Origin of the sequence: Cryobacterium zongtaii, from assembly GCF_002909375.1 — a bacterium.
Classification (GTDB): Bacteria; Actinomycetota; Actinomycetes; order Actinomycetales; family Microbacteriaceae; genus Cryobacterium; species Cryobacterium zongtaii.
Map to the genome: position 1 here is coordinate 318254 of NZ_PPXD01000005.1, position 12530 is coordinate 330783.

Here is a 12530-nt window from a genome sequence, read left to right on the forward strand (position 1 = left end):
TCAGTAATTATCGCAGCATCTCCGGGCCGAACGGTGCCGGTCGTGCTGCACGGCTCAGACGCCCTGCACGGTCCAGATCTGCAGCATCCGGTAGAGCATGACAGCCACCGACAGGCAGACCACCCCGAGGATCACCGTGCTCCACCGGCTGCGTTCGATGAGCGCCCACACTCCCCCAGCGATCGGCAGCAGGATGGCGCTGACCAGGTAGGTGTAGAACTCCAGCAGGCTGCCGGTGGCCTGGTTGCCGGTGAGCGGCGCAACCAGGGCCACCACGAGCTGCACGATCAGGAGCACCTCGACGAGCAGGGTCGCCCCCATGCTGACGTCGGTGGGCTTGCGGCCGGCCAGCCCCAGGCCCAGGCAGAGCAGGCCGGCAGCGGTGGCGATCGGCAGCTGCAGGTAGGTGAACCACTCGATCACGAGGCGTCCTCCGTGACGGCGGGGCTGCCGGCGGGGCCGTCGGCGGGTTCGTCTGGCGGGAAATTGACGATCGACTTGGCCTGGCCGGCGCGGTACTCGACGAGGCCGATGAGGCTGCCGTTCGGGCTGATGGCGGCGATCGGTCCGGCGTCTCCGGTGCCGACGGGCGCGTCGATGCGCTTGCCGTGGCCGAGGTCGATGGCCTGCTGCTCGCTCAGATCCAGCCGGCCGAACAGCCGGCTGGCGGCATCCGCCGGGCCGATCAGGGCGCGGGCCACATCGAGCCGGTCGAGCGGGTCGGCGGCGTCGATGCCGAACGGGCCGATGCGGGTACGGCGGAGGCTGGTGAGGTGGCCGCCGACGCCGAGACCCGCGCCGAGGTCGCGGGCCAACGCCCGGATGTAGGTGCCTGAGGAGCACACGACGCGCACCTCGAGGTCGAGGAACCCGTCGACCGGGGTGCTGGAGAGCAGTTCGAACTCGCTCACGGTGACGGGACGGGCGGGCAGTTCGACGTCCTCGCCGGCGCGCACCCTGGCGTAGGCGCGTTTGCCGTCCACCTTGATGGCGCTCACGGCGCTGGGCCGCTGACTGATGTCCCCGGTCAGGCCCTGGATGCCCGCGGCGATTGCCTCAGCGGTCACGGCGTCGACGACCTCGGCGGGCGCGCGGGTGAGCTCCTCCCCCTCGGCGTCGTCGGTGGTCGTCGCGGCGCCCAGCCGGATGGTGGCCAGGTATTCCTTGTCGAGGCCGACCACGTAGGTGAGCAGCCGGGTGGAGCTGTTGATGCCGAGGATCAGCAGGCCCGTCGCCATCGGGTCCAGGGTGCCGGCGTGGCCGACCTTGCGGGTGTTCGCCAGGCGGCGGGTGCGCGCGACGGCGTCGTGGCTGGTCCAGCCCTGGGGCTTGTCGATCAGCACGAGGCCGCTGGTCGTGCTGCCGGGCTTGCGGCGTGGGGCGTTCACTGGAAATCCTTCTTAGCTGGGGTCAGGCATCTGCTGCGGCTTCGGCGGCTGTGGCGCCGAGCACCAGGTCGAGCTTGCCACGGAACGTGCACCGCATGAGTTCCTCGGCGTCGGGGTCCTCGTCGAAGATGTCGGGCAGCCGGATGGCCAGGAGCGTGTTGAACAGCATCCCGTCGGCCAGGAACCCGCGGATGGCGTCCGGCGGGAAGCCGGCCTCGTCGCGCAGCATCCGGTAGATCTCGAGGAACCCGGCCCTGGCCTTGGCGCCGACGACCGGGTTGTGCCCGCTGATGAAGGCCTGCATGAGCGAGAGCAGGATGCCGCGATCTTCAATGAGGTCCACGTAGGCGCCGCCGAGCCGTGCGGCCAGCAGCTCCATCTCGTCGTCGCCGTGCTCGCGTGGTTCGGCGATGATCTGCCTGAAGCCGGCGACCAGGCGCTCGAGCGCCCTGGCCAGCACCTCGAGGAACAGGTTCTCCTTGGTGCCGAACATGCGCACCACATAGGGCTGGCTGATGCCGGCCACCTTGGCCACCTGGTCGGTTGTCGCACCGGAATAGCCGCGCTCACCGAAGACCACGCTGGCCGCGGCCAGGATCTGCTCGCGTCGTTCCGCGGCGGGAATGCGCTCGGTGGGCTGGGCGGCTGCGGTGCCGGATGTCTCGTTCACACTTGACAGGTTATCAGTCGATTACTAGTCTCCTGTTTTGTAATCATTCAATTACAACATTCTCTGGCTCCGTTCCCGAAGGGACCTCCCATGACCACCACCCTCACCCCGCCCGGCAAGCGCCTCGGCCGGGTTCCCGTCTGGCTTGCCGTCGTCGCCGCGTCACTGCCCATGTTCATGGCCACCCTCGACAACCTCGTGGTCACCAGCGCCCTGCCGGTGATCAACACCGACCTCTCGGCGACAATCGAAGAACTCCAGTGGGTGGTGAACGCCTACTCCCTCAGCTTTGCCACGTTCATGTTGATGGCCGTCGCAATCGGCGACCGCTTCGGGCGCCGGACCGTGTTCCTGGCCGGCATCGCGGTGTTCACCGCCGCATCGGCGCTCTGTGCCATGAGCGTCGAACCGTGGATGCTGATCTCCGCCCGTGCACTCCAGGGCGTGGGCGCCGCCGCGCTCATGCCACTCTCCCTCACCCTGCTCGTCGGGTCGGTCGCCGACCGGTTCCGGCCAGCGGCCATCGGGATCTGGGGCGGCATCGCCGGCCTCGGTGTGGCCCTCGGCCCGCTCATCGGTGGAGCCGTGGTGGAAGGGTGGAACTGGGAAGCCATTTTCTGGCTGAACGTTCCGCTCGGCCTGCTGTCGGTCCCCCTGGTGCTGGTGGCATTGCCCAATAGCTTCGGCGCCCGGCTGCGCGCCGATGTGGTGGGCCTGGTGCTGGCCGGCGGCGGGGTCTTCGGAATCGTCTACGGAATCGTGCGGGGCAACGAAGCCGGCTGGAGCAGCACCGAGGTGCTCGCGACGCTCATCGGCGGCGGAGCGCTCCTGCTGGCCTTCGTCTGGTGGGAGGGTCGGGCATCCGCACCTCTGCTGCCGTTGCGGTTGTTTCGGGACCGCAGCTTCACGGTCGCGAACCTGGTCGGGATCACCTTCAGCTTCGGCATCTTCGGGTCGATCTTCATCCTCATCCAGTTCCTGCAGATCGTGCAGGGCCACAGTCCGCTCGAAGCCGGTGTGATGACGATGCCGTGGACGCTGGCTCCCATGATCGTGGCCCCGCTGACCGGGATGCTCAGCCCGAGAACCGGAACGCGGCTGCCGATCGTGCTGGGGCTGGCCCTGCTCGCGATCGCGATGGTCTGGCTCGCCCTCCAGATGTCGGTCGACGTCGAATACGGCGAGCTGGTGGGCGCGTTCATCCTGGCCGGGCTGGGTATGGGGCTGGTCTTCGCGCCGAGTTCCACCGCGGTGCTCGCCAATATGGTGCCCGACGACCATGCCAAGGCGTCCGGCACCAACTCCACCTTCCGCGAGATCGGTGTGGCGCTGGGCGTCGCGGTACTCACCGCCGTGTTCACCGGCAACGGCGGCACGCTGACCCCCACCGGGTACGTGGATGCCGCGGTGCCCGCCGTGTTGGTCGGCGCCGGGGTGCTCGCCGTCGCGGCGGTGATCGCGCTAGCGCTGCCGTCAGGTCGTCGGGTCGACCAGGCACCGCAGCCCGCACCGGTTCGCTCGGACGCCCTCCTCGTTCGCGGGTAGTCGAGGTGGCCCGGCCGGGGCTTCTAGGCTGAGGTCATGCGAATTGCTGTGATCGGCGCTGGCGCCCTGGGCGGAACCTTCGCCACTCTGCTCAGCGGGGCCGGCCACGAGGTGACCGTCACCGCGCGCGGCGCCGGGCTGGCCGTGATCCGCGAGCGCGGCATCCGGCTCGTGGGCGGGTTCGGCCCGGCAACGGCGCATCCCACCGCCCTCGAACGGCTGGTCGAGACACCCGATCTCGCCCTGGTCTGCACCAAGGCGCAGGATGCCGAGGCCGCGATCGCCGACAACGCCGCCGTGCTCGACGGCGCCGCGGTGATCGTGGTGCAGAACGGCCTCGACGGGGTCGAGACCGCCCGGCGGCTGCTCCCCCGCTCTGACTGCTTCGGCGCCCTCTCGATCATCGCGGCCAACTACACCGAACCCGGCCTGGTCACGGTCACCACCGTCGCGCCCACCTATCTCGGCCGGGGTACGGGGCCGGCCGACGCGGCCACCCGGCGCTGGCAGGCCGTGCTCGCCGAGGCGGTGCCCTGCCAGGCCATCGACAATTTCGTCGGCGCCCAGTGGACCAAACTTGTCGTGAACATGCTCAACGCGCTGCCCGCGATCACCGGGCTGAGCGTGCAGGCCGTCGTCGCCCACCGGGGCCTGCGCCGGGTGCTGACGCTGAGCATGCGCGAGGCCGTGCGGGTGGGCAAACGGCGCGGCATCCGGTTCGGTGCCATGCAGGCGCTCGGCGACCGCCGGTTGCGGATCTTCTCGCTGCTGCCGGCGTGGGCGGGCCAGGTGGTGCCGCTGCGGATGCGTGCCCGCATGGGCAGGGTGCCCAATCTGGGTTCCACCCTGCAAAGCATCACCCGCGGCCAACGCACCGAGGTGGACCACCTCAACGGCGTAGTGGTGCGTGAGGCCGCTGCCGCCGGCGTTCCGGCCCCGGTGAACGGCCGGCTGACAGCCCTGGTGCACGAGGTGGAGGAACGCGGGACGTTCCTCAGCCCCGCCGACGTGCTGGCACGGTTCAGCAGGAGTCGCTGAACACCCGCTGGGGGCGGTGCCGTTCACTGAGGTCGATCACGGCCGACGCCACCTGTCGGGGGCGTTCCTCCTTCTGGTAGAGGTAGTCCGCCTCCGAGGTCGCCTCGCTCTCCAGCAGGATGCGGTAATTCCAGGCGTCCCGCAGCTCACTGCGGTTGATGAACTCGCCGTCGATGACCAGGAACGCATCCGCCGGAGCCGTGGTCCAGGTCGGTTCGATCCAGCTGTCGCGGTCGGGGTCGAAGACCTGGGTGACGAAGCCGGTGCTGCCGCCGAGCCGGAACGGTTCGAGCAAGACCCGGCGCAGCGCGGAATAGTCGAAACCGTGCCGGAAGAAGCGCTCCGGGGAGTCGGCGCCGAACCGGCCGACGTCTTCCCTGGACCGCTGGAAGTAGCGCAGCGACGCCCGATAGGTGGGCTTGTCGGCTTCGTCGAGCACCGCGGCCAGATCGTCGGCGAACGCCGTGCGGGCGGCCGCGTCGGCGCCGTCCACCGCCACGATCACCCGGCCCCGGCCGTTCAGATTGAGGATCTCGGACGAGAGGGTACGCAGGTACTCGACGCGGGGAGTGGAAACGAGCTTCATGAATCGAGCCTAGGTTAGAACCGATGAACGTCACAGTCCACAGCGCTGCCCCCGTCGACGGTGCCATTGTCGGCGCAGCGCACGCCGGCCCCGCCCTCAGCCACAGCATCAGTGCCTGGTTCAACGACAATGCACGCGACCTGCCCTGGCGGCGCGACGGTTTCAGCGCCTGGGGCACCCTGGTGAGCGAGTTCATGCTGCAACAGACCCCGGTGAGCCGGGTGATCCCGCGTCTTGCGGAATGGCTAGAACGCTGGCCGACACCCGCCGACCTGGCCTCCGTTCCGCCCGGCGAGGCCGTTCGGGCCTGGGCGAGCCTGGGCTACCCGCGCCGAGCGCTGTGGCTGCACGCCGCTGCCGTGCAGATCGTGGAACGGCACGGCGGCATCGTGCCGGAGGACGTGGACGACCTGCTGGCCCTCACCGGAATCGGTGATTACACGGCCAGGGCGGTGGCGGTCTTCGCCTTTGGCCACCGGCATCCGGTGGTCGACACCAATACCCGCCGGGTGATCGCCAGGGCTGTGGCCGGGCAGGCCGAACCCGCACCGCCCAGCCGCAGCAGGGACCTCGAGTCGATGTCGGCGCTGTTGCCCGCCGAGCCCGTCGCGGCGGCGGTCTTCAACGCGGCCATCATGGAGCTGGGCGCCATCGTGTGCACCAGCCGCAGCCCGCGGTGCGAGACCTGCCCGATCCGGGATGCCTGCGGCTGGCGTGCGGCCGGCTACCCGGCCTACGCGGGACCGAAGAAGGCCGTGCAGAAGAAGTTCGAGGGCAGCGACCGACAGGTGCGCGGACTGATCATGGCCGAGCTGCGGGCCACACACCATCCGGTGACCGCCGCTGAGATCGACACCGTGTGGCCGGATGCCGTGCAGCGCGACAGGGCCCTGGCCGGGCTCCTCGCCGACGGTCTCGCCGTACTCGTCGAACCCGGGCGGTACGCTCTTTCGCAGGGGTGAACCCCCGCGCTCTCTCCAACAGAAATGGTTTCAATGAAGAACTGGGCCGGCAACGTCGAGTATTCAACGGACGACATCAGGCACCCGACGACGACCGAAGAGGTCTCCCGAATCGTCGCGGCGGTCGACGCCGGGGCCGGGCAGATCAAGGCCCTGGGCTCCCGGCATTCCTTCTCCACGATCGCCGACAGCGTCGGCACCCTGATCGCCCTCGACCGGCTGGACATCGAACCGTCGCTCCAGTTCGGTGACGACGGCGCAGCGGTGAGCGTGCGGGTGGGCGCGGGAAGCACCTACGCCCAGGTGGGCGCATACCTCGCCGAACACGACCTGGCCCTGCCGAACCTCGCGTCCTTGCCGCACATCTCGGTCGCCGGCGCCATCCAGACCGGCACCCACGGCTCCGGCGTGCGCAACGGGTCGTTGGCGTCCTCGGTCGTGGCGCTGGAGATCGTGCGTGCCTCGGGGCAGGTCGAAATCGTGCGGGAACACGACCAGGACTTCGCCGCCTGCGTGGTGGGCCTGGGCGCCGTCGGCATCGTCACCGCGGTGACCCTGAGGGTGCAGCCGCACTTCCAGATCTCCCAGTACGTGCACGAGGGACTGTCCTGGACCGCGGCCCTGGCGAACTGGGCCGCCATCATGGCCAGCGGCTACAGCGTCAGCGTGTTCACCACCTTCCGGGGCGAGAACACTCACCAGGTCTGGTCCAAGCGCCGGCTGGATGTGGACGGCCCCGAGCTGGACCTCGCCGCTCTCGGCGCCACCGAGGCCATGGTGGCGTTGCACCCGCTGCCCGGTGTCACCGCCGAGAGCGTGACGGGGCAGTTGCGCGAGCCCGGGCCGTGGAATGAGCGTCTCGCGCACTTCAGGAGCGAGTTCCAGCCCAGCCACGGCGAGGAGATCCAGTCCGAATACCTGATCCCGGCCGAGCACGCCGTCGCCGCGATCACCGCCCTGCGCGTGATCGGCGACCGCATCGCACCGCTGCTGCACATCTCCGAGCTCCGCAGCGTGGCCGCGGACACCGCCTGGCTCAGCCCCAGTTACGCTCGCGACTCGCTCGCCATCCACTTCACCTGGAAGCCGATGACGGACGAGATTCTCGCGGTGTTGCCGCTGATCGAACACACGTTGGAGCCGTTCGCGCCCCGCCCGCACTGGGGCAAGGTGTCCACGATGTCCCCGGCCGGCCTGCGCCGCGCCTACCCCCGCCTCGACGATTTCGCCGCCCACCTGAGTCGGGTCGATCCCGACGCACGGTTCCAGAACGCCTACCTGAAACGAGTCCTTCCCCATGACTGACGCCGCCGTCACTTCCCCCACCACCACTGGCACGGATGCGTCCGTCCTGCCTCTCTCCGGGCTGCAGTACACGATCAGCCACGACGGCTACTCGGCCACCATCGCCAGCGTCGGTGCGAGCCTGCGCCTGCTCACCTGGAACGGCCGCGACCTGGTTGTGCCGTTCGCCGAGGACGAGGTGCGTCCCGGCTACCGGGGCGCGGTCCTGGCGCCCTGGCCGAACCGGGTGGTCGACGGCAGCTACACCTTCGACGGCGTCGACTACCAACTGCCGCTCACCGAACCCAGCCGCTCCCACGCCCTGCACGGCCTGGTCTGCTGGGCTGACTGGACCCTGCAGGCGCGTACTGCCGAGTCGGTGACCCTGGGCACCACCATCGTGCCCAGCGACGGCTATCCGCACCGCATTGCTCTCCTGGTGACGTACAGCCTCACCGACGACGGCCTCACCAGCACGGTCACCGCCGAGAACGTCGGCGCCGCCACGGCCCCCTACGGCACCGGCCCGCACCCTTACCTCGTGGCCGGTCCCGGCATCGTCGACGACTGGACACTGGAGTTCCCGGCCGCTGCCTATCTCACGGTCACCCCGGACCGGCTCAGCCCCGTGGCCACGGTGCCGGTCGAGACCACGCCGGAGTTCGATTTCCGCACGCCCAGGGTGATCGGCGACACCTTCATCGACCACGCGTTCACCGCGATTGCGCGGGACGCGGATGGGTCGGCATCCGTCACCGTGACCAGCCCGGGCGGCACCGGCGTGCGCATGAGCTTCGGAGCCGAGCTGCCCTGGCTGCAGGTGCACACCGCTGACCGTCCGGCGCCCGAGCCGAGCCGCATCGGCCTGGCGGTCGAACCGATGACCTGCCCACCGGACGCTTTCTCCACCGGTGAAGACCTGGTGCTCCTCGCCCCCGGCCAGTCCCACTCGGCCGGCTGGACCATCGCCGCCACCGAGGCCTGACCCGCGGCTCCCCTTCTCCAGCGTCTGCAGCGGCCCGCCCACAACATCATCCGCCAGCCAGGTCGCCGACTTGCCGCAAAAGGCCCCTTGACAGCTCGTCAAGGGGCCTTTTGCGGCAAGTCAGAGTGCTGAGGTTACTGAGCGTCGGGCTCCGTCGCGGCGGCGTGGCGGCCGGTCGGTGCCGGTGCCGGTGCAGCTTCAGGCTCATCCGCTTCGGTGGCAACGCCGTCCTCGTCGGCGTCGTCGTCCTCGGCGTATTCGCGCGGCTTGACGTACGGGTCTTCGTCGCCGGCGTACACGGCTGTGCGGGCCATCTCGCCCACCTGGGTGTCGCGCTCACGCGCTTCACGCAGTAGGTCGTCGATGAGTGCGGCGTTCTCCGGGATGGCGTCGGCGATGAATTCGATCGACGGCGTCAACCGTGCGGTGATGTTCTTGCCCACTTCGCTGCGCATCATGCCGGTGGCGGCCTTGAGCGCTGCGGCACTGTCCTTGCGCTCGTCTTCGGAGCCATAGACCGTGTAGAACACCGAGGCGTGCTGCAGGTCGCCGGTGACCTTGACGTCGGTGATGGTGACGAAGCCGAGCCTCGGGTCGCGGATGCCGCGTTCAAGCCGCTTGGCCACGATGACCTTGATGCGGTCCGCCATCTTACGAGCGCGTGCCGGGTCTACCATGTCGAACTCCTCATGAACCTAAAATTTCGGGGTACTTCTTAACGCTCTTAAGCCCTCCCCAACCATCGTATTGACGGAAGCGTTTCTCGGGGAGTGGGGTCGTAGCTTGATCCCCCCTCAGGGGAATCGGGGTAGGGGTCCCCGCTCTTCCCCTGAGGGGGGATCAAGCGGAGACCCCTTGCCACCATAGCTATTAGCTACGCGGCTTTTCCTTCAATTCGATCGTCTCGATCTCATCGCCGATCTGGATGTCGTTGAACTTACCAAGACCGATACCGGCCTCGAAGTCCGTACGCACCTCGGTGACGTCATCCTTGAAGCGACGCAGCGACTCGATGGCCAGGTTGTCGCCCACCACGATGCCGTCGCGGATGACCCGCGCCTTGGCGTTTCGCGTGATCGTTCCCGAACGCACGATGACACCGGCGACGTTTCCGAACTTGGACGAGCTGAAGACCTCGCGGATCTCGGCGATACCACTCTGCACTTCTTCGAACTCGGGCTTGAGCATTCCGGTGAGGGAAGACTCGATGTCCTCGAGTGCGTTGTAGATGACGGAGTAGAAGCGCACGTCCACGCCTTCACGAGCCGCACGTTCGCGCGCCTTCGTGTCGGGGCGAACGTTGAAGCCGATGATGATGGCGTTGTCGACGGTGGCGAGGTTGACGTCGCTCTCCGTGACCGCACCGACACCACGGTGGATGATGCGCAGCTGAACGGAGTCGTCGACCTCGATCTTGAGCAGCGACTCTTCCAGGGCCTCAACGGCACCGGAAACGTCACCCTTGATGATGAGGTTGAGCGATTCGACCTTGCCCTCTTCGAGTGCACGGGTGAAGTCCTCGAGGCTGATGCGCTTGCGGGCCTTGGCCAGCAGTGCGTTGCGCTCGGCGGCTTCGCGCTTCTCGGCGATCTGACGCGCGGTGCGGTCTTCCTCGATAACGAGGAAGGTGTCACCGGCGCGGGGAACGCTCGAGAGGCCCTGCACCTGAACGGCACGGGACGGCGTGGCGGCGAGAACGGCGTTGCCGTTTTCGTCGGCCATCGCACGAACGCGGCCGTAGGCGGTACCGGCAACGATCGAGTCGCCGACGTGCAGCGTCCCGGACTGGATGAGCACCGTGGCGACTGCACCGCGGCCCTTGTCGAGCTTGGCCTCAATGGCCACACCGCGGGCATCCTTGTTCGGGTTGGCGCGCATGTCGAGTCCGGCGTCTGCGGTGAGCAGGACGGCGTCGAGGATTTCCTGGATGCCGACCTTGTTCCTAGCTGACACGTCGACGAACATGACGTCTCCGCCGTACTCTTCGGCGACGAGACCGAATTCGGTGAGCTGCTGGCGCACCTTCTGCGGGTTCGCACCTGCCTTGTCGATCTTGTTCACCGCGACCACGATCGGCACGTTGGCGGCCTGTGCGTGGTTGAGTGCCTCAATCGTCTGCGGCATGATGCCGTCATCGGCGGCGACCACGAGAATCGCGATGTCGGTGACCTGCGCACCACGAGCACGCATGGCGGTGAACGCCTCGTGACCGGGGGTGTCAATGAAGGTGATGGCGCGTTCTTTGCCCTCGTGCTCAGTGACGACCTGGTAGGCACCGATGTGCTGGGTGATGCCACCGGCTTCACCGGCAGCGACCTTGGCGTTACGGATGGCGTCAAGCAGCGCGGTCTTACCGTGGTCGACGTGACCCATGACGGTGACGACGGGAGGACGAACTTCGAGCTCTTCGTCGGTCTCGTCGGCCAGCTCCTGGTCGATGTCGATGTCGAAGGCGAGCAGCAGCTCGCGGTCCTCGTCGTCGGGCGAGACCATCTGGATCTTGTAACCCAGCTCGCTGCCCAGAACGTCGAATGTGGCATCGTCGAGTGACTCCGTTGCCGTTGCCATCTCACCGAGGTGGAACAGCACGGTGACCAGGTTGCCCGGGCTCGCGTCGATCTTGTCGGCGAAGTCGGTGATCGAGGCACCGCGGCGCAGACGCACCACGGTTCCGCCGTCGCCACGGGGGACGCTGACGCCACCCAGCGACGGAGCCTCGCGCAGCTCGAACTCGGCCCTCTTCGTCCGCTTCGACTTGCGCGCCTTGTTCTTGCCACCACCGCGACCGAATGCACCAGCGGTTCCACCGCCGGGACCACGGCCACGACCACCGGCGCCGCCGCCACCGGCGGGGCGGGGCGGGCCGAAGCCGGGGGCACCGGCAGGTGCGCCGGGGCGGGTGAAGCCGGGGCGTGCGCCACCGGCGCCGCCCGGAGCGCCACCGGGACGCTGGAAGCCACCCGGGCGCTGGCCGAAACCGGTCGGGCGGGGTGCCTGGCCGGGTCCGCCCGGACGCGGGGCGCCGGGACGGGGTGCGGCGGGGCGGGGGATGTTGCTGGGCGAGGACGTGGACGGCGGACGCTGCCCCATGCCCTGCGCGCTCGCGAACGGGTTGTTGCCCGGACGCGGGGTGGGAGTCTTGCCCATGCCCTGGTTGCTGGCGAACGGGTTGTTGCCCGGACGGGCTCCCGGACGCGGGACGCTGCCGCCGGGCTTGGCGGTCGGAGCCGCGTCGCCGTCAGCCTTGGCGGCCGGTGTGGCTGCCTCGGTGGTCGTCTTCTCGGTCGCGGCGGTGCCGGACTCGGCGGCGGCCTTCTCGGTCGCTGCAGCCTTTTCGGCAGCGGCGGCCTTCTCGGTCGCGGCGGCCTGACGCTCCGCTACGGTGAGCGGCGCGGCGGGCATCGGCGGTGCATCCACTGCAGGAGCCTCGACCACGGGTGCGGGCACCGGTGCGGCGGGACGTGCCGGGGACGGACGTGCGCCACCGGGCTTGGCCGTGGTGGTCGACGCGGGCTTCGCGGCGGCGGCAGGGGCCGCCGGGGTGGCAGCGGCGCCGCCGGTGGCGACTCCGTCAGCCTCGAGTGCTGCACGCAGACGGCGGGCAACGGGGGGTTCAACGCTGGAAGACGGTCCCTTGACGAACTCGCCCATCTCTTTCAATTTCGCAAGGGCTACCTTGCTGTCGACACCGAGTTCAGTTGCGATCTCGTGTACGCGTGGTTTCGCAGCCACAATTCTCCTGTTCCGGGCCTGCACCCGGAAAGGGGCAGACCGTTAGTAACGGACGGTTCTCATTTCGAGCCGCTCATTAGTTATCCATTAGCCAAGTCAGCCTGTTCTCTAGTTGTTTTGCGTCCAGGGGGCTGGTCACCCGAAGAGCACGCCCGAAAGCGCGCCGCCTCACGGCCTCCTGGAAGCACGCGATGGTGGGATGAATCCACGCACCTCGCCCAGGGAGGGTGGCGGTTTCATCAACCACCAGGTCCGAATTCTGGGCGACGATCCTCAGAAGTGAGGAGCGTGAGGCGCGGGAACGGCATCCAATGCACGTTCTAACGGGATCCATCGTACC

General features: G+C 68.6%; 12 protein-coding genes. 5 read left to right on the forward strand and 7 right to left on the reverse strand.

Translation table 11 applies throughout. The annotated features are described in order from the left end of the window. Positions 1–54: 54 nt before the first annotated feature. Genes C3B61_RS03765 through C3B61_RS03775 form a run of 3 tightly spaced genes read right to left on the reverse strand, consistent with a single transcriptional unit; the run spans position 55 to position 2058 of the window. The gene (locus tag C3B61_RS03765; RefSeq protein ID WP_103459590.1) at positions 55–423 is read right to left on the reverse strand and encodes a hypothetical protein; all 369 of its coding nucleotides are present in this window, start codon (positions 421–423) and stop codon (positions 55–57) included. Beyond that, positions 420–1388 carry a tRNA pseudouridine(55) synthase TruB gene (gene truB, locus C3B61_RS03770; protein ID WP_103459591.1) on the reverse strand — a complete coding sequence of 323 codons (969 nt, stop codon included), beginning with the start codon at positions 1386–1388 and terminating at the stop codon, positions 420–422. The genes C3B61_RS03765 and truB overlap by 4 nt, the downstream gene beginning before the upstream one ends. A gap of 22 nt (positions 1389–1410) precedes the next feature. Then, positions 1411–2058: a TetR/AcrR family transcriptional regulator gene (locus C3B61_RS03775; protein WP_103459592.1), complete on the reverse strand. Its 648-nt coding sequence runs from the start codon at positions 2056–2058 to the stop codon at positions 1411–1413. Positions 2059–2148: 90 nt separating this feature from the next. Between C3B61_RS03775 and C3B61_RS03780 the strand changes: the two genes are divergently transcribed. Further along, positions 2149–3603 (forward strand): MFS transporter, encoded by a 1455-nt coding sequence (locus C3B61_RS03780; protein WP_103459593.1) that lies wholly within the window; start codon positions 2149–2151, stop codon positions 3601–3603. Positions 3604–3639: 36 nt separating this feature from the next. Then, a complete protein-coding gene (locus tag C3B61_RS03785) occupies positions 3640–4641 on the forward strand; it encodes a ketopantoate reductase family protein (protein ID WP_103459594.1) in 1002 nt (333 codons plus the stop codon). Here C3B61_RS03785 and C3B61_RS03790 read toward each other — a convergent pair. Continuing rightward, complete coding sequence (locus C3B61_RS03790) at positions 4625–5227, reverse strand: nucleoside/nucleotide kinase family protein (RefSeq protein ID WP_088455508.1); 603 nt, start codon at positions 5225–5227, stop codon at positions 4625–4627. The two genes, C3B61_RS03785 and C3B61_RS03790, sit on opposite strands and share 17 nt — an antisense overlap. 23 nt (positions 5228–5250) lie before the next feature. On the opposite strand from C3B61_RS03790, the gene C3B61_RS03795 reads away from it, so the two are divergent. From C3B61_RS03795 to C3B61_RS03805, 3 genes are read left to right on the forward strand one after another with little or no spacing between them, the layout of a single operon-like run. Continuing rightward, positions 5251–6189: an HhH-GPD family protein gene (locus tag C3B61_RS03795; protein WP_103459595.1), complete on the forward strand. Its 939-nt coding sequence runs from the start codon at positions 5251–5253 to the stop codon at positions 6187–6189. A 33-nt stretch (positions 6190–6222) separates the two neighbouring features. Further along, on the forward strand, positions 6223–7494 hold the full coding sequence (locus C3B61_RS03800) for a D-arabinono-1,4-lactone oxidase (protein ID WP_103459596.1): 1272 nt from the start codon (positions 6223–6225) through the stop codon (positions 7492–7494). Beyond that, complete coding sequence (locus tag C3B61_RS03805; RefSeq protein WP_103459597.1) at positions 7487–8458, forward strand: aldose 1-epimerase family protein; 972 nt, start codon at positions 7487–7489, stop codon at positions 8456–8458. Before C3B61_RS03800 ends, C3B61_RS03805 begins: the two co-directional genes overlap by 8 nt. Positions 8459–8592: 134 nt before the next feature. Here the strand turns inward: C3B61_RS03805 and rbfA are convergent, their stop codons facing one another. From rbfA to C3B61_RS03820, 3 genes are all read right to left on the reverse strand, one after another. Then, complete coding sequence (gene rbfA, locus C3B61_RS03810) at positions 8593–9135, reverse strand: 30S ribosome-binding factor RbfA (protein WP_103459598.1); 543 nt, start codon at positions 9133–9135, stop codon at positions 8593–8595. A 193-nt stretch (positions 9136–9328) separates the two neighbouring features. Beyond that, positions 9329–12190 (reverse strand): translation initiation factor IF-2, encoded by a 2862-nt coding sequence (gene infB, locus C3B61_RS03815; protein ID WP_103459599.1) that lies wholly within the window; start codon positions 12188–12190, stop codon positions 9329–9331. A 76-nt stretch (positions 12191–12266) separates the two neighbouring features. Then, positions 12267–12524, reverse strand: coding sequence for a YlxR family protein (locus C3B61_RS03820; protein WP_088455501.1), 258 nt, complete (start codon positions 12522–12524; stop codon positions 12267–12269). Positions 12525–12530: the final 6 nt, after the last annotated feature.

Coding starts and splice junctions, on each gene's coding strand:
- C3B61_RS03795 (WP_103459595.1), top strand. CDS start 5,251: ATGAACGTCACAGTCCACAGCGCTGCCCCCGTCGACGGTGCCATTGTC.
- C3B61_RS03820 (WP_088455501.1), bottom strand. CDS start 12,524: ATGGATCCCGTTAGAACGTGCATTGGATGCCGTTCCCGCGCCTCACGC.
- C3B61_RS03805 (WP_103459597.1), top strand. CDS start 7,487: ATGACTGACGCCGCCGTCACTTCCCCCACCACCACTGGCACGGATGCG.
- rbfA (WP_103459598.1), bottom strand. CDS start 9,135: ATGGTAGACCCGGCACGCGCTCGTAAGATGGCGGACCGCATCAAGGTC.
- C3B61_RS03785 (WP_103459594.1), top strand. CDS start 3,640: ATGCGAATTGCTGTGATCGGCGCTGGCGCCCTGGGCGGAACCTTCGCC.
- C3B61_RS03800 (WP_103459596.1), top strand. CDS start 6,223: ATGAAGAACTGGGCCGGCAACGTCGAGTATTCAACGGACGACATCAGG.
- C3B61_RS03790 (WP_088455508.1), bottom strand. CDS start 5,227: ATGAAGCTCGTTTCCACTCCCCGCGTCGAGTACCTGCGTACCCTCTCG.
- C3B61_RS03780 (WP_103459593.1), top strand. CDS start 2,149: ATGACCACCACCCTCACCCCGCCCGGCAAGCGCCTCGGCCGGGTTCCC.